10 protein-coding genes and 1 pseudogene are annotated in these 18,929 nt (G+C 33.2%); 7 read left to right on the top strand and 4 right to left on the bottom strand.

All coding sequences use genetic code 11. From position 1 onward, the window contains the following. The first annotated feature begins 87 nt into the window (after window positions 1–87). A complete protein-coding gene (locus tag H6578_08515; protein MCB9227190.1) occupies window positions 88–2,307 on the top strand; it encodes an NADP-dependent isocitrate dehydrogenase in 2,220 nt (739 codons plus the stop codon). Window positions 2,308–2,914: 607 nt separating this feature from the next. Here the strand turns inward: H6578_08515 and H6578_08510 are convergent. Continuing rightward, entirely contained in the window at window positions 2,915–4,090 is a 1,176-nt protein-coding gene (locus H6578_08510) for an IS4 family transposase (GenBank protein ID MCB9227189.1), read from the bottom strand. A 272-nt stretch (window positions 4,091–4,362) separates the two neighbouring features. On the opposite strand from H6578_08510, the gene H6578_08505 reads away from it, so the two are divergent. After that, window positions 4,363–5,451, top strand: coding sequence for a hypothetical protein (locus H6578_08505; protein ID MCB9227188.1), 1,089 nt, complete (start codon window positions 4,363–4,365; stop codon window positions 5,449–5,451). Here H6578_08505 and H6578_08500 read toward each other — a convergent pair. Next, a pseudogene (locus H6578_08500) lies at window positions 5,408–6,916 on the bottom strand (IS1634 family transposase). The gene H6578_08505 and the pseudogene H6578_08500 overlap by 44 nt on opposite strands. 111 nt (window positions 6,917–7,027) lie before the next feature. On the opposite strand from H6578_08500, the gene H6578_08495 reads away from it, so the two are divergent. Then, the gene (locus H6578_08495) at window positions 7,028–7,420 is read left to right on the top strand and encodes a hypothetical protein (protein MCB9227187.1); all 393 of its coding nucleotides are present in this window, start codon (window positions 7,028–7,030) and stop codon (window positions 7,418–7,420) included. A 111-nt stretch (window positions 7,421–7,531) separates the two neighbouring features. Here H6578_08495 and scpB read toward each other — a convergent pair whose 3' ends face one another. Together scpB and H6578_08485 are read right to left on the bottom strand one after the other, a co-directional pair. After that, the gene (gene scpB, locus H6578_08490) at window positions 7,532–8,059 is read right to left on the bottom strand and encodes an SMC-Scp complex subunit ScpB (GenBank protein ID MCB9227186.1); all 528 of its coding nucleotides are present in this window, start codon (window positions 8,057–8,059) and stop codon (window positions 7,532–7,534) included. A gap of 40 nt (window positions 8,060–8,099) precedes the next feature. Next, window positions 8,100–10,196, bottom strand: a complete 2,097-nt coding sequence (locus tag H6578_08485; protein ID MCB9227185.1) for an OmpA family protein — start codon at window positions 10,194–10,196, stop codon at window positions 8,100–8,102. Window positions 10,197–10,342: 146 nt separating this feature from the next. Between H6578_08485 and H6578_08480 the strand changes: the two genes are divergently transcribed. The 4 genes from H6578_08480 (at window position 10,343) to H6578_08465 (ending at window position 18,882) form a co-directional block, all read left to right on the top strand. Next, window positions 10,343–12,886 carry a hypothetical protein gene (locus tag H6578_08480; GenBank protein ID MCB9227184.1) on the top strand — a complete coding sequence of 848 codons (2,544 nt, stop codon included), beginning with the start codon at window positions 10,343–10,345 and terminating at the stop codon, window positions 12,884–12,886. A gap of 75 nt (window positions 12,887–12,961) precedes the next feature. Next, a complete protein-coding gene (locus H6578_08475; GenBank protein ID MCB9227183.1) occupies window positions 12,962–14,242 on the top strand; it encodes a choice-of-anchor J domain-containing protein in 1,281 nt (426 codons plus the stop codon). Window positions 14,243–14,347: 105 nt separating this feature from the next. Beyond that, window positions 14,348–15,415, top strand: a complete 1,068-nt coding sequence (locus H6578_08470; GenBank protein ID MCB9227182.1) for a hypothetical protein — start codon at window positions 14,348–14,350, stop codon at window positions 15,413–15,415. A 77-nt stretch (window positions 15,416–15,492) separates the two neighbouring features. Next, window positions 15,493–18,882, top strand: coding sequence for a leucine--tRNA ligase (locus H6578_08465; protein MCB9227181.1), 3,390 nt, complete (start codon window positions 15,493–15,495; stop codon window positions 18,880–18,882). The last annotated feature ends 47 nt before the right edge of the window (window positions 18,883–18,929 follow it).

Genomic DNA, 18,929 nt, shown 5'->3' with positions numbered 1-18,929 from the left:
TAAGCAGTTTTAATGAATCTTCATTTATAATAATTGTATAATTCCATACCTTTGCACCTCATTTGTTAACCAAACTAAAATATACACATGTCAGACAAAGAGAAAATTATATATACCATTACAGATGAAGCCCCTTATTTGGCTACATTTTCTTTTCTTCCTATTATTCAAAAATTTGCTAAAGCAGCAGGAGTTAATGTAGAAACTTCCGATATTTCTTTAGCAGGAAGAATTTTAGACGCTTTTCAAGACTATTTAACAGATGAACAAAAATCACCGGACGGTTTAGCCTATTTAGGCGAATTGGTAAAAAAAGAAGAAGCTAATGTTATTAAATTGCCTAACATTAGTGCTTCTGTGCCTCAACTTAAAGCTGCCATTAAAGAACTACAAGCTAATGGATATGCTATACCTAATTATATAGAAGAACCAAAAGATGCTAAAGAAAAAGATATATTAGCACGCTATAACAAAGTAAAAGGTAGTGCTGTTAATCCTGTGTTGAGAGAAGGAAACTCTGACCGTAGAGCTCCAAAACCCGTAAAATTGTATGCCAAGAATAACCCACATAAAATGGGAGCGTGGAGCAAAGACTCTAAAACGCATGTATCTACTATGAGCAGTGGAGATTTTAGACATAATGAGCAATCTAAAACACTTAGCGAAGCTACAAATGCTAAAATTGTATTGAAAACTAAAAGTGGAAATACTGTTGTATTAAAAGAAAGTTTGCCTTTGCTTAAAGATGAAGTTATAGATATTTCTTACATGAGTGTAAAAGCTTTAAAAAAGTTTTTAACTGAGCAAGTAGCCGATGCTAAAAAGCAAGGTGTGTTATTTTCATTGCACATGAAAGCTACAATGATGAAAGTGTCTGACCCTATTATTTTTGGCTATGCCGTTAAAGTTTTCTTTAAAGATTTATTTGAAAAAAATGGAGATTTAATGGATAAATTGGGCGTAGATGTAAATAATGGTTTTGGCGATTTTGTTAGCAAAATGCAAGAATTGCCACAAGCAGAAAAAGATCGTTTAAATAAAGAGATAGAAAAAATATATGCCGAGCGTCCGCAAATAGCTATGGTAGATTCTGACAAAGGAATAACCAACCTGCATGTACCTAGCGATATAATTATAGACGCTTCTATGGCTGCTATGATTAGAAACTCCGGGCAAATGTGGAACGAAAAAGGACAACAACAAGATACTAAAGCAGTAATTCCGGATAGTAGTTATGCTCCTTTATATTCAGAAACTATAGATTTTTGTAAAAAGCACGGTGCTTTTGACCCACGCACTATGGGAACGGTTCCTAATGTGGGTTTAATGGCTCAAAAAGCAGAAGAATATGGTTCGCACGATAAAACCTTTGAAATACAAGAAGAAGGAACAGTACAAGTATTGGACGGAAATGGAAAAGTTTTATTGAGCAATGATGTAGAAAAAGGCGATATATGGCGTATGTGCCAAACCAAAGATGCTCCGGTACAAGATTGGGTAAAACTTGCCGTAAAACGTTCTAAGCTAAGTGAAACACCTGCTGTATTTTGGTTAAGCGAAGACCGACCTCATGATGCGGAGCTAATTAAAAAAGTAAACACTTATTTAAAAGATATAGATCAAACGGGTGCAGAAATTTACATTAAATCTCAAGAAGAAGCCGTTAAATATACACTGGAAAGATTAAAAGACGGATTAGATACTATTTCCGTTACAGGAAATGTGCTAAGAGATTTCAATACCGATTTATTCCCAATTCTTGAATTAGGAACAAGTGCCAAAATGCTTTCAATAGTGCCCTTAATGAATGGTGGTGGTTTGTTTGAAACAGGTGCGGGCGGTTCGGCACCTAAGCACGTACAGCAGCTGGAAAGCGAAAACCATTTAAGATGGGATTCTTTAGGAGAATTTTTAGCTTTGGCTGAATCTTTAGAACATTTAGCTCTGTTGTATGGAAATAACAAAGCCTCTGTTTTAGCTAAAGCATTAGATAAAGCTACAGAAAAAGTATTGACCAATGGCAAATCTCCTTCAAGAAAAGTAAACGAATTAGATAACAGAGGAAGTCATTTTTATTTAGCCATGTATTGGGCACAGGCTTTAGCTACTCAAAATGAAGATGCTGATTTGAAAAAAGCTTTTGCACCAGTAGCACAGCAATTATTTGACAATGAAGATCAAATAGTAGAAGAATTAGCAAAAGTACAAGGACACGCTGTTGATTTAGGAGGATATTATTTTCCTAATACAGATAAAGTTACAGCTGTTATGCGTCCGTCTAAAACTTTGAATGATATAATAGGGTAGCGGTAGAGGTATTTCTCTCCACTTTGTTAAAATATATTAGTGCCACGACTTGGAGTCGTGGCACGAATGTTTTATGGTGTTTGTCTTTCTGAGAAGTGAGGAACGAACAACGAAGAATTTCCAAAAGCGTTTAAAACACAAAATATTAACTATTCAAGGTAAGAAAACCTTGAATGGTAAGAATGGGATAAGGAATTTATACCAATTGTCAACACAAAATAGTCTAATCTATTTTGTGTTTTACAATGGTAAATGCCGATAGAGCAATATATTTAGTACAATAAGGCGTAGCCGAGATTGGACTATTATATATTCCTAATCGGTTATTAAACATTGTGTTAAAGTCAACAGAATTACCGTTTTTACGAGCGTAATTTTTAATGCGTTTTATAGGGATATATAAGAAAACATCTATGACTATCCGTATTACACCAACATCAATGATTTATGCTTTAAGATAGCATCTTGGGACGTTTAAGTAAGTTTGTGGTCTTTGCCCGTCCCTAAATAGTGTTGACCGTTTTAGTTAATAAACCAATAGTGTCCTAAACGTTTTTTAGATAATAAAATGTTTCCATAGCATCAATGGTTTCAACCCTTGTTTTTGCTAAAAATGAAACAGGACCCCTTGTATATTTTTTTGTATTGGTTTTGGAGGGGGTTCAAAGGGTTTGTCCAGCCAATGCCTGAGGTTGATTTTTACAAATAAGTTAAGCCTAATAAAAGCCATTAGGTTGGACAGATACCAATTGTATTTTGCCATTGTCTTAAGCACTTTTAGCAATAAAATAGTAATGAGAGCTGTCCATATCTGTATCCAAACAGCATTGGGGCTTGTACCAATAAAGGATTTGATGTGTAAAAGCTGTTTGATTTCTCTAAAAAATATTTCTACCTGCCACCTGCTTTTGTAGAGTTCGCTAATGGTATTTGCACACCATTTCAAATTGTTGGTAATGAGTTCAATGACACATTGATGTTCTTCACTCCAAACAGAAACCCTTCTGAGTTTACCTTTGTACTTTTCACGAGAAGTTTGTTTTGAAAGGCTAATGATTTCATCTTTGAGCAAATGCTGATGTCTATTCTCAGGTAATTCCAATTCCTTTACCGTACTGAATTGTAGGTTTTCTTTGTGCCTAACTACAAAGAAAACCGAGTTGCTGTCCCAAACATTAAGCAAATGAAAATCATTGTAAAACCTATCGGCAACGATAACACTTTGTTTGGTCAGTTGAATATCGTAAGCTCCTTTATTGTCCGCAGTTTTACCATCGGTAATGTTGACATAAGTTGGTAGATTACCATCGTAATCCAGTAATGTATGCATCTTTATAGCTCCTTTGGCAGTCTTGTATTTAGCCCAATCAAAGACCGAAAGACATAGGCTTATCGTTGTGCTGTCCAAAAGGAATATTTTGCTCTTTATTTTGAATTTTGTCTGTTTAAATCCTGCTTGCTGTCCTAAACGCTCTAACAATAAATAATAGAAATCCCTAAACAACTCCCAATCCCTGTTTTTGTTTTGATAGCTTACGCTGGATTTTGAAGGTGCTGATAATACGCCAAAATGATTGAGGTTGCCTGTGGCAGAACGCAAGCCATTGCTGATGTCTCGCACAGACTGACTATTAGCAAACTGGCAAAATAACATAGCTACTAAATGTGTCCAACTGTCATAGCCTTTTTGGTGTTTATCACTATTGTGCTTTTTAACCAATTTGTTGAAAGATGAACGGTCAATAAGCGAAATAATCTGAGAAAATAATGTTACATTTGTCATAAGAGGATTTGATTTGTTCTACAACCTCTATGGTAATTAGAGTTACAAAACTTATCCTCTTTTTTTTAATCGTTTGGGACGGTATTGACCCACGACCAACTAATTTTTGAGAGTGCTATCAAAGTTGTAAAAGAAATTGAAGGAAGCGATATTGGATTTGCAAAATTGTTCCCATATACAGAAGCAGACGATGAAGGGGATTACAAAAATCTCATTTATAAATTCCCTGATTATTTTCCTACAACAATTATGAATAGCATATTAGAAAAAGTATGAATATAAATGATAAAGCATATATTCACCTTTTAAAAATAACCATACCACCAATGGTTGTTTTTGTAATACTTGGACTTGTTATTTGGCAATGGAAAATAAGTGCATTAGAGGATAATCAAAAGAAAGAAGTTTCCGAAATTATTTCAAATGTAATTGAAGAACAAGCAAAGAAAGATTTACTCATGCCTAAAATTGTATTTATCAATGCGGACAGTTCTGCAAAAAAAGAATTAGACAAAGAACTTACCACACAAGTAGCAAAAATACTTACTACAAAATATTTGGCTGACGATAAAACACAATTTAAAGATATTGACCTAAAACCATTTTTTGTTTTTCCGAAAGCGGACAAGCAAGGAAATTATCTTTTAACAGAAACACAATTAAATGAACTGAAAAATCATATTGAGTTTCTTGCGAAACAAGTAGATTTAGAAGTTGACAGAACAAAAGAAGAAATCGGAAAAGATATTGACCGACTTAATATGTGGGTTACAATTTGGATTGGTGTAATTGGATTTTTAGGAATTTTTATCCCTATAATTATCAATATTGATACTGCAAAAAGTGCAGAAAGAGCAATTGAAAAATCAAATGAAGCAGAAACTAAATCTATTGAGGCAATTGAAAAAATAGATGCATCTCAAAGTAAAATTGACAAGATTGAAGGAATTGAAACAAAAGTAAATGATGCTGAAACCAAAATAGACGACATTGTACAAAAAACAGATGAAGCTAAAAAAAATGCAACCGAAGCCTCTGAAAAAGCAGAAAGTGCTTTAAACAAATCGAAAGACACTGAAAATGTTTTAACAGCAATGTCAGCAATAGGAAATCTGAAAGACATTGACACAAATACACTTCAATATATCAGCAATCCTATTGAAGCGGTAATAAAAACACTTCATTCAATTCATTCTGGACTTTCAAACTGCAACAACCAAACAGATAACACTATTGTAAAAGATTGCTTGCGACAATTAGGCGTGAAATTACAACTACTTACGTTTTTTCCTGTTTTCCGCTCTGGGACACCCAAAATTAAAAGTCAAATAATTTTTGAAGATATTTGTGTTCGTCTGTAAGTAAAATAGTTTTTTGTAAAGTTTCATCATTTACTGGATTTTTGATTTCAATCTGATAGATACTTTGTAGTATGTCTATTACTTTTTCTACAGATAAATCGGACTCCTTTTCTTTTAGTTGGCGTTCTAACTCTTTGTAAACTTTGTAGGCAACAAAGTTTAGACAAATGTGCGCTTCAATGCGTTGCTGTTTTCGATGATAAATAGGTCTGATTTTTAAGTCTGTTTTGGCTATTCTAAACGCCTTTTCTATCTGCCATAAATGAGCATAGTTTTCTAAAATTTCATCTTTGCTGAGTTTTGCGTTGGTAATGTAACCTTTTAGCCCGTCCCATTTTGTATCAGCCAAAAATTTTTCTTTGTCGATAGTAACACTCACTTCTCCGTCCAATTTCAGGTATTTGTTGTAGCCTCTGTTGTTGATATTAGCTTTCGTCAGTTTTCCCGACTTAATCCGTTTTTCAAGCTTTGCCAATCCTCTTTCCCTGTTGTATTGGTCTTTCTTGGCTCTGTTGTCAGAGTAAGAGATAATCAGCTTTAATTTGCCTTTATCTATAATTTTGCTTTCACCATTCTTCAGCGATAAGGAAAGAATTTCCTTTTTGACAGCAAGTGTTTCATTTTTGATTCTTGCTCCCAAGATAAATTCGTAATTATTTTTTTGGAGTTTTTCTATATTCTTATTGGAAAGCAGTCCGGAATCGGCAACGATAATAAGCTGTTTCAATCCGTATTTTCTCTTGAACGAGTCAATAATAGGTAGCATAGTTTCGCCTTCAAATTGATTACCCTCAAAGATGTCGTAAGCTAAAGGATAACCTCCTTTGCTTACTAACAAACCCAAAACAATCTGTGGGTTTTGGTGTTTCCCCTCTTTAGAAAAACCAGTCTTACGCAATGTGTCTTCATCGTCAATCTCAAAATACACTGTAGTCACATCATAGAAAACGATACTAATCTTTCCATCCAAAACCATTTGTGTGTGGCAAAAACTGATTTGCTGAACCTGTTCTTTATGGGAGTTGTAGAGCTTGTCCAAATAGCGGTAAACTTCATCTTCACTGTATGTTTTCCCTGCATAACGATACAAATATTGGGTCGTTTTGAGCTTGCTCCTTGGATAGACCAACCGATATAAAACCAAATCTCTGAATAGCTCATCCTTGATTTGATTAAAACCTATTTCATCAAAAATTTAACCCAAGATCAATTCAATTCCAGCTAATTTGTGGGAGGTGATATTGTTTAAAACAGATAGGATAATTTCGTCTGTATTGCTAAAATCTAATTCTCTATAACCAATGCGCTTATTTATATAATCTTTTCCCTTCTCAAGCAAGGTCTTGATTTCAGAAGGAATAGAACTACTTCCTATCGTTTTTAGGACTTTGTATTTCCCGGAACTCTTATCAATAACTTGGATACTAATTACACCACTTTTATTTTTCTTTTGCCGTACAAACATTCAACAAAAGTAAAAATAAACACCCTGGGACACCCAAAATTAAAATTAAAAACAACCTAATGTGCTGATAATGTATCAACTATAACAAACAGATTGCCGTTTTTGAAAAAAATGCGAAAAACAGGAGAAAATGTTTTAACAGCAATGTCAGCAATAGGAAATCTGAAAGACATTGACACAAATACACTTCAATATATCAGCAATCCTATTGAAGCGGTAATAAAAACACTTCATTCAATTCATTCTGGACTTTCAAACTGCAACAACCAAACAGATAACACTATTGTAAAAGATTGCTTGCGACAATTAGGCGTGAAATTACAACTACTTACGTTTTTTAAGTTTATGAAACGAGAACAAACAGACTTGATAAATGTATTTTCAAAATCTATTTCTGACAAACTAAACAGTGGATATGATAAATCAAAATTTGACGAAATACTTGATGAATTAATTACATTAGCAGAGAATTTAAACATTGAAAATAAAAACGTTAGTGCCTAACAACTAAGTTTTCGTTGAGTCCGAAGGACGAACAATGAATCCGCCACAGACGGAGAACGGAACCGGTTGTTTTAGGATGGTTGATAAAAAAAATGTTCTATATTATTACTCCTACTCTTGTTCGCCTAAGGTGTTTTCTTCTTGGGGAACTACGTCTTTTATTTGTGGTAGTTCATCGGTAGAGTTGATACCAAAATAATCTAAAAAATATTGACTAACTCCGTATAAAATGGGTTTGCCGGGCATATCGGCTTTACCCACTATAGAAATAAGCTCTTTTTCTAATAATTTGTGCACCGTATAATCGGCATTAACACCGCGTATTTGTTCTATTTCAAGTTTTGTAACAGGCTGTTTGTAAGCTATTATACTTAAGGTTTCCATTGCTGCACTTGACAGTTTTTTATTAGCATTTTGGTGCAAAAACTTAGAAATCCACTCATGATATATTGCTTTGCTCAAAAACTGAAATCCGCCTCCCGAACGCACCAATTCAAAAGCATAATTTTCTGTGCTATACTTTTCTTTTATTGTGTCAAGATATGCTTTTACTTCGCCTTCGGTTATTTCTTCTTCATTTTCTTGAAAAAGAGCCACCAAATCAGCTATGCTAACAGGATTTTCTGTTGCAAAAAGTATAGCTTCTATTTTTAATTGACTTTGCAAAATTTAGATAATGTTATTTTGAAGTTATTTTAAACTCAACACGTCTGTTTTGTTGTCTGCCTTCTGGTGTGTCATTAGTGGCTACAGGCTGTGTTTCTCCAAAATAGCTTACTTTAATTTGTGCTTCATTTACACCTTTACTAATTAAAGTATTCTTTACACTATTAGCTCTATTTTTTGCTAAATTATCATTGTAGCTGTCAGTATATGAATTATCGGTATGACCTAAAACTTCTACATTATAATTGGTATTTTGTTTTAAGAAATCTGCCAATTTTGTTAAATCATCATTGTATTTGTTTTTAACCCTTGCTTTGTCAACATCAAAATAAACAATTAAGTTATTTAATTGATTGATGGTTTCATTTCCAACGGTATTTTCATCTTTAGGACAGCCATTATTACGTTTATCGCCTTTAGTTTCAGGGCATTTATCGTCTTTGTCTAAAACGCCATCTCCGTCAGTATCTGCATAAGGGCATCCGCTATTATCTGCCGGCCCAGCTTCATTAGGGCATTTGTCTTTGCTGTCTGCTATTCCGTCTCCATCGCTATCCGGACATCCTTTTAAACTTTCTAAGCCTTTTACTTCAGGGCATTTATCATCTTTATCCGGTACGCCATCACCATCTGTATCTGGGCAACCATTAAATGCTTTTAATCCGGCTACATCCGGACATTCATCATCTTTATCGGCTATGCCGTCTTTGTCTTTATCTTCTACAGCTTTTCTTTTTAAGTAAACTACAGAAGGTAAATGGTCGCTATAGCCACCTTGATAATAATTGCCTCCAAAAGAACGATTAGGGCCACCTTCATATCCGCCAAATCTGTTTATCCAATCTTGATTGTATGCAATTTCTGCATCTTGCAAACTCCATGTTTCATCATTATTTACAAATGAAGAGGATAGTATAACTTGGTCAAATAAATTCCAGCTACCTCTATATCCCAATGAAGCATATCCTTTTTTGTAGTCTTTAAACAAAGGATTATAAAAACCGCCATTTTCTACATCATCTTTGTTTTTAGCTGCTCCCAATACTGTTTTTACACTTTTATTTGTAGGGTCATCGTTTAAATCGCCCATTACTATAATTTGAGTATTAGGGTCTATCGCCATTAATGAATCTGCAATATTTTTTACGGTTTGTGCACCTAACTCACGCCCGTAGCTACTCTTAGTTTCGCCACCTCTACGAGAAGGCCAGTGGTTTACAAAAACATGAACCGTTTCGCCAAGTAGTTTTCCTTCTACCCAAAGTATATCTCTTGTAAAATATCTGTCTTGTTGTTTTTTCTTATCATTATAATAAGGCAAAATAATAGTATGGCTTTTTACAACTTTAAAATATTTAGGCTGATATAGCAAAGCCACATCTACACCACGCGAGTACATGCAATCGTATTGCTCAATATCTAAGCCTAACTTTTTAAGTTCGCCAGTTTTGGTTAAATCCTCTAAAACTTTGTGGTTTTCTATTTCTGCCAAGCCCAATAAAGCCACTCCGTCTTTTGAGTAATCTTTGCCCAAAGTACTTATTACAGATGCCAGTTTGCTTAACTTGTCTTCATAAAGCTTTTCAGTATATTGTCTTCCTCCTTTGGGGGTGTTTTCGGTATCATTTATTTTCCACATCATTGCATTACCTGCCAAAGTGATGTTTTCATTATTTTTTACAAGTTCCTTATATTCTTTTTTACTAAAAAGTCTATCGTTTGAATTTATTTCATTTTTAAACTCTTTTTTATCAAAATCGGTATTGTTGTATTTGTTGTAATCTTTTCTGTTTGGTTTTTCAAAACTCAAACCTTTGGTAGGGTATAATGGAAATTTTTCAAAATCTAATTTACTCTTTGAAATTTTTAGATTTTCAAACTGTTTTTTCCAGTTGCTCCCATAGTATTCGCTACTGTTATAGACTAACTCATGAGCATAATCAGCATCGCCAGCTTTAATTTTATCCACATTTGTTACTTGCATAGAGCTATCCGTATCAAATAGGTTTTCAAGATTATAAAAGCCTACAACAGCCACTTCATATTTATTCTCTTGAGCTAAAACACTTGAAAATAAAGCAATAAAGAAAATTAGGAAGATTTTTTTCATAAAAACATTACTTTAATAAAGAACTACAAAGTTAATAACAACTTTGTTCTTTGAAAGCCTTAGTTATTAACTTCATAATAATTTAATAATAGCAAGTTATCAAATGAAATTATACCTTTGTAAAATTATTAAAGCTAAGTGCGTTTATGAAGTTACGATTTTTACCTTTAATCATCATACTTTTCTCTTTTGCGTGGTCGTTTGCTCAAACAGATGAAGTGCCAACTATGTCGGAAGATGAGCTGAATGATTTTAGCAAAAAGAACAAAAATTATTCAAGAAGTTTATTACTTGATTTTAGAGATATTTATGCCAACCAAGCTCAATGGAATATGGGAGGCGAATCTTTTTTTAGCCGTAGAGGTATTAACAGAGAATATAACGATGTTTGGTTTTTAGGAATGCCTGCCAAAGATTTAGAAAACGGTTTAATTAATTATAATATTTGGGGTGGATTAAATTTAGTAATCAACAATAAAGGGTATAATACTAATGGATTGTATCCTTCTACTTTTGGATATACAGGTGTAGGAACTTCGCAATATATAGACCCACGCCCACATACGCAGTACGATGGTTTTAATATTAGCTATGCTAATTCAAACAGAAACTACAACCACCGTTTAATGGCTTCATATAATAGTGGCTTTTTTGGTAAAGGATGGGCAGTTTCTTTAGCTGCTTCAAAAAGATATGCTGAAAGTGGATTTATAGAAGGAACACCTTATGATGCTTATTCATACTATGGAGCTGTAGAAAAAAGATTTGGCTTAAAGCATTCATTAACGCTAACAGTTTTGGGTTCTAATTTAAAAAGAGGAAAATTAAGACCTGCCACAAAAGAATATTACGATTTAGCTGGAAGTAATTTAGCCAACCCAAACTGGGGTGAGTATGACGGTGTGCAAAGAAACAGAAGAATGGTGCATCAGCATTTGCCTATGGGAGCATTGACGTATGAGTATAATAGCAAAAATAACAAGTTAAAATGGACTACAAGTGCAGCGGCTGTTATAGGTCGCTATGGCGAAACTGACTTAGATTGGTACGATGCTGCTGACCCACGTCCAGATTATTATAGATACTTGCCTTCTTATGCTTTATCTAATGGAGATACAGCTTTGTATCAAACGCTTACAGAAGAGTTTAGAAATAATCCTGATTTACTGCAATTAAATTGGTACAACTTATATGAAGCCAATATGAACCCATTAAATAGCACTACTTACCACAATATGAATGTAGATGGCGAGATAAAAGATATAACGGGAAATAGGGCTAAATATTTAGTAGTAGAAAGGAGAGAAGATGAAAAGAAATTTAATTTTTCATCTACTGCAAATATTGTACTTAGCCGAAAAATAGATTTGAGCATTGGAGTTGATTATATTAATCAGAACAAACATTTTTATCAAGTAGCTAAAGATTTATTAGGTGCAGATTTTCATATTAACTACAATCAATTTGCAGAGCGTGCCACACCAGACCAAGTGATTTCCGGTTTAGACACCATACGCCAGCACGATGTAGATAATCCTAACAGAATAGTTTATGAAGGCGATAAATATGGTTATGACTATAATGCTTCTACGCAATTTGCAGACTTATGGGCAACATTAGATTTTAATTTTAGAAAAATAGATTTCTTTGTTCAACCAAAAGTATCTTTTACTTCTTTTTATAGAAAAGGAAATAACAGAAACGGATTGTTTTTAGATGATTCTTATGGAAAAAGTGAAGTGCAAAACTTTTTAAACTACGGTGTTAAAGCCGGAGCTACCATAAAAATAAACGGAAGAAACTTTATAGTAGCTAATGGTATATACGAAACTAAAGCACCTTTATTTGCTAATGCTTTTGTATCTAACCGTACAAGAAACCAAGTAGTAAATGATTTAAAAAGCGAAATACATTTTGGTGGAGAAGCTGGCTATGTTTTGCGTTCCGATAGAGTGTATTTAAACTTTATGGGATATTATTTGCAGTTAAGAAACTTAACAGAGTTAAACTCTTTTTACCACGACCAATATAGAACCTTTGTAAACTATTCTCTTACCGGAATAGACAGACAGCACATGGGTTTAGAGCTGGCATTTAAAGTAAAAGTTTTGAAATGGTTAAATGTTTTTGCCGCAACTAACTTAGGAAAATACACCTATATTTCTCGTCCTAATGCCATGGTTACTATTGATAATAATTCGGAAGTTATTAGCAATGAAACCGTTTATTGGAAGAACTATCATGTGGCTAACACACCGGAATTTGCAGCTACGGGCGGAATAGGCATTAGTCATGCAGGATTTTTCTTAAACATTAATGCTAATTATACCGCCAGAAACTGGATAGACATAAACCCTGTTAGAAGAACAGCTTTAGGCTTAGATTTAGTACCTGAAGGAGAGCAAAGAGATGCTATTTTAGATCAAGAAATGTATGACAATCAATTTTCCTTAGATTTGTTTACAGGATATACTTGGTATTTAAACGAAACTTTTGATAAAATGAAAAAAAGTCATGCTTTGGCATTTAATTTGGGGGTAAGTAATTTAACAAACAATAAAAACTTCATTGCAATAGGTTTTGAAAATAACCGATTTGACTTTGAAAATAAAGATATAAATAAATTTCAAAATAAGTACTTTTATGGCAATGGTATAAACTATTTTGCCAGTGTTACTTATAGATTTTAGATGTAAGAAATAAGACGTAAGATTTAAGACACAAGACATAAGATTTAAGACAGTAAGAACAATAAATAAACAGAAATGAAAAAAATACAATTTGCCTTAATAGCTTTTTTTGGATTAGCTTTTTTAAATGCTTGTATTAAAGATGATTTTGATGCACCAGATACCACTTGTTTAGATCAAGGTACAAACATTACTAATATTATTTCAATAGCCGATGTAAAGCAAAATTACAACGATCAATTTATTGAAGATGATGTATATATTAAAGCACAAGTAACGGCATCGGATAGAACAGGGAATATCTATAAAACTTTTTACGTAAGTGATGGCACGGGAGCTTTAGGTATAAGTGTAGATGCTACAAATATGTACACCTTATATCCTGAGGGTAGATTTGTATATATAAAATTAAAAGGCTTATATTACTTAAATAATTCAATAGGTTATGGGAAAGACGGTAGTTTTACGGTAAGAATACCTGTTATTTTTATGGAAGATTATATTATTAGAGGAGCTTGCGAAACGCCAATGGAGCCTTTAGCTGTTGATTTACAGAGTATAAGTGGAGTAGAACCAGGTACTTTAATTAAATTAAGCGGTGTTGAATTTGAAGACGGTTTAGACGGAATAACTTATGCAAATGCTGTTACACAACAATCAGAAAACAGATATATACAAGATTGCAACAATAATAGTATAATAGTACGTAATAGTGGCTATGCCGATTTTGCAGGAGAGCTTCTACCTGCCGGAAATGGAACATTGATAGGCGTTTATGCACCTTATGGCAATACTCCTCAAATATTGATAAGAGATACTTCAGATGTGGACATGAAAGGCATAAGATGCGATGGAAGTAATCCTAATCAAAATATTATTTTAAACAAAAATTTTGAAGACGGAAGTGTAACCAGTGGTGGCTGGCAAAGTATAACTACAGTAGGCAATTTTAACTGGTCAACAAATGGACAAGGAAACGGTCAGCAGGGTGCATTATATGCTCAAATATCAAATTATTCTAGCGGAAATTCTGCAAGTGAGGCATGGTTAGTTTCGCCTGTAATAGACCTTAGTGCAGAAACAAATCCGGTTTTTAGTTTTATGAACGCCTATAATTACAGTGGAGATCCTTTGCAAGTTTTAATTTCAACAGATTTTGACGGGCAAGATGTAGAAGCTGCTACATGGTCAAGTTTAAATCCAACATTATCTTCAGGTGGTTGGGATTGGGTTACATCTACTACCGATTTAAGTCTATATCAAACAGGACCATTTTATATAGCATTCAAATATACAGGAACCAGCTCAAGTGGAAGCACGTGGGAGGTTGATGCTATTAAAATTGTAGCAGATTAATTTTTGGCTGTAAAATAACTGCTACAAAGAGTTTTTTGCAAAATAATAGATTTTGTATAACAGTTATTGAATAGTGAAATGATAAAATATATACTTATAGTTAAAATGACAACATTATTTATGTTGTCATTTTTATTTGTAAAATCTCAAAATAATTTAGTTTTAAATGGAAACTTAGATGAGTTTACTTTTCAAAAGTATCATATGGTTGAGGGAGATTATTATACAAATGATTCATTTTTTTTAAATCTATATCAATCTACATCTGTAAATGTTAAAAACTGGAAAGAAGGAGTATATACTGTAAAGCCAAATTATACTAATAGTGGTAACATATTTTTATCTATTACTATTTTTGATATAGCTTCTGTTCAGAAGCAAACATATAGATATAGTAACGCCATAGGCAAATTATGTAAAAAGTTAGAAAAAGGTAATAAATATATTGTTTCATTTTATATAAAACCCAATAAAGGAGATTATTATACAAATCATATTGAAGTAGCACTTATAGATACTTTTAATTATAAATTATTGAGTAATCATTTTGAAACGAAAATTAAGAAGAAACAGTTTTATGCTATAGATACTAATGAAATTAAAGTTGATTATTCTTATAACAAACTGCTAACTGATACCATTTCATTTACTAAAATTTCTTTTAACTATATAGCAGACGGAAATGAAAAGTATATCTTAATAGGAAATGTTTCAGGGAAAGTTCCAGAATTAATAGAGAAAGTAGAACCCTTTGGTGGATTTAAAGGAGGTATGGGGCGTAATTTTATAATAGATGATATTAGCATATATTCTATAGATAGTAATGAAATATGTGCAGAAATAAATATAAATTCCCAGATAGATACTGTTTTAATTCATACAGAGTTATATAAATTGAATGAATACAATAAAGAATATGACAGCTTAATAATTAATAAAATAAATAGAGTAATAGATGATAAGCACCCCAAGTCATTACTTATTGTAGGGTCAGCAGATATTTTAGGAGGAATAGATTATAATATTAAGTTGGCTCAATCAAGAGCGGATAATTTCAAAGAGTTTTTAGAGACTAATGGTATAACAGTAAATATTAAAACAGAAATCTATAATGTTCAAAATATTATAAATGAGAATGATAGAAAAATAGATGTATATGCTATTTATCAATAAAGAATAATTAAAAATATAATTTCCATTTGAACACCTAACTAACTTTCCCTAAATTTGTACACTTATAAAACAAACTAATGGCTTATAATCCTCAGGATATAGATAAAAAATGGCAAAATAGGTGGAAAGAAAATAACACTTATAAGGTTGAAATTGATGAAAATAAACCGAAATACTATGTATTAGATATGTTTCCTTATCCTTCGGGAAGTGGTTTGCATGTAGGGCATCCATTGGGTTATGTTGCCAGCGATATTTACGCTCGCTATAAAAGATTAAAAGGTTTTAATGTGTTGCATCCTATGGGTTTTGACTCTTTTGGTTTGCCGGCAGAGCAATACGCTATAGATACAGGAAATCACCCTGTAAAAACTACAGAAGAAAATGTGGCAACGTACAAAAGACAGTTAAATAATATAGGTTTATCGTTTGATTGGGATAGAGAAGTAAACACCAGCAATCCCAAATATTATAAATGGACACAGTGGATTTTTATACAATTATACAATTATTGCTATTGCAATGCCGATAATAAAGCTCAGCCTATTGAGTATTTGATAAAACAATTTGAAAAAGACGGGAATTTAAGAACTTCGGCTTTTACAGATTATAAAAAGAAATTTACAGCAGCAGAATGGCAAGTATTTTCCGAAAAAGAAAAATCGGATATTTTAATGCACTACCGATTGGCTTACAGGAAAGTAGGTTTTGTTAATTGGTGCGAAGCTTTAGGTACTGTTTTGGCAAATGATGAAGTAGTTAATGGTGTTTCTGAAAGGGGAGGACATCCTGTAGTACAAAAACCTATGATGCAGTGGAGTTTGAGAATAACGGCTTATGCAGAACGTTTGTTAGAGGGGATAAAAGATTTAGATTGGTCGCACAGTTTAAAACTACAGCAAGAAAACTGGATAGGAAAAAGTGAAGGTGCCAGTGTGTTTTTTGAGATTGTAGGTTCTTCAATAAAACAAAAAGCCCCCATCCCTAACCCTTCCCCCTCGGGTGAAGAGGACTTAGGCAAATGGATGACTGCAAATCCTAAAACATATAAGAAACTCCAAGAATTTGCGAAAGAAATGCGTAAAAATTCTACAGAAGCAGAAGATTTATTATGGCAAAAATTACGTAAAGAAAAATTAGGTGTTAAGTTTAGAAGACAACATGTAATAGATAATTATATTCCAGATTTTGTTTGTTTAGAAAATAAACTGATAGTAGAAATAGACGGCAGTATTCATGATATTCCGGAAAACATAGAAAAGGATTTAGGGAGAACTTTTGAATTAATGGAATATGGTTACAGGGTTTTAAGATTTACTAATGATGAGGTAGAAACAAATATAAAAGGAGTGCTCGGTAAAATTAAGGCAGAACTGAGTCCCCCCTCGCCTGAGGAGAGGGGGTTAGGGGGAGAGGCAAAACTTGAAGTTTACACCACACGCCCCGATACTATTTTTGGTGTAACATTTATGGTATTAGCTCCAGAGCATCCTTTGGTGGCTAAAATTACTACAGCAGAGCAGAAAATAGAGGTAGAGACTTATGTTGAAAAAACAAAACGCAAATCTGCTATAGATAGGCAAGCCGCTAAAAAAGTTACTGGAGCATATACAGGAGCTTATGCTATACACCCTTTTACAGGCAATAAAATACAAATTTGGATAAGTGAATATGTGCTGTTAGACTACGGCACAGGAGCTATAATGGCAGTGCCAAGCGATGATGATAGAGATGCAGCATTTGCTCGTAAATATGGTTTAGAAATAATAGATATTTGCGATAAATCGGAATATCCAAACGCTACCAATGCCGATAAAGTAGGCAAAATGATAAATTCCGATTTCTTAAATGGCATGGAAGTAAAAGACGCTATTAAAGAAGCCATAAAACGCATAGAAGAAAAGGGTATAGGCACTTCGCAAACCAATTATAAACTCCGTGATGCCAATTTTAGTCGCCAGCGATATTGGGGCGAGCCTTTTCCTGTGGCTTACGATAATGAAGATTTACCTCATGTTTTGCCTTTAAATAAATTGCCATTAGTATTGCCAAAAATGGATGATATTAAGCCGGAAAACGGAAAATCGCCATTGAGTAAGTTAGATAATTGGATGTATAACGGAATGCAGTTAGATACCGATACTATGCCCGGAAACGCAGGAAGTTCTTGGTATTTTTTGCGTTATATGGATCCACATAATGATGAAGCATTTTGCAGTAAAAAAGCATTAGATTATTGGCAAGATGTTGACTTATATGTAGGAGGAACAGAGCATGCCGTAGGACATTTAATGTATTCCCGCTTTTGGCATAAATTCTTATACGATTTAGGCTATGTACCCACCCAAGAGCCTTTTAAAAAGCTCATTAACCAAGGCATGATACAAGGAGAGAGTGCGTTTATTTATATGGTAAACCCAAGTCGTTTACTGAAAGATGATAATTTTAATGATTTCAAAATGCCTTATTTTTTATTATCTAAAAAATTGTATGATAGATTTTTTGAAGAGATAGGTACTAACGCAGAAGAAGAAGATACATCTGCTAAAAATCAAATTGAATATTTATTAAGTGAAAAATCTAAAGAATTATACAATGATAGAGTAGAATTTTCAATTAGTAGTTATAGAAACCTTTATGAAAGGAGAGTTCCTATTGAATTTGTTAATAGTTCGGATATACTTGATATTGATAAATTATCTAATTGGCAATTGTTTAACAAGGATTTAAAAATTGTAATTTTGGAAGGGCATGAATATAGGTGTCATAGAGAACCCGAAAAAATGTCAAAATCTAAATATAATGTGGTTAACCCCGATGATGTTATAGCAGAATATGGTGCAGACTGTTTCCGTATGTTTGAAATGTTTTTGGGTCCAATAGAAAGTCATAAACCATGGCAAACTAAAGGAATAGACGGTGTAGCTAAATTTTTGCGTAAGCTGTGGAACTTATTTTATAATGAAGATGATAATTTGATAGTAAATGATGAAAAGCCGTCTGAAAAGGAATTGAAAGTGCTACATACTTGTATTAAAAAAATAAATGACGATATAGAACGCTTTTCTTTTAATACCTGTGTGTCTTCATTCATGATTTGTGTAAACGAACTAAATGATTTAAACTGTCATAAAAAAGTAGTTTTAGAAGATTTGGTTAAGCTAATTTCTCCTTTTGCTCCGCATACCGCAGAAGAACTGTGGCATAGTTTAGGGCATACTAATTCTGTAGTTAAAGATGTGGCATATCCGCAGCACAATGAAGCATTTTTAACAGAATCGGTTATCAATTATCCGGTTTCTATTAATGGCAAAATGCGTGTTAAAATAGATTTAGATGCCAATATAACTCAAGAAAAAGCAAGAGAAATAGTGTTGGCAAATGAAACGGTTCAAAAATGGACAGAAAATAAAGCTATTAAAAAGTTCATTTTTGTACCTAAGCGTATTGTTAATATTGTGGTATAGATTTGAGTACCGAGTAGATTATCTGAGATCTAAAAATCTGCCTACTT

This window comes from Chitinophagales bacterium, assembly GCA_020635995.1.
Classification (GTDB): domain Bacteria; phylum Bacteroidota; class Bacteroidia; order Chitinophagales; family UBA8649; genus JAFMKE01.
The sequence above is the reverse complement of the archived record's forward strand: the minus strand, read 5'-3'. Positions and strand labels throughout refer to the sequence as shown.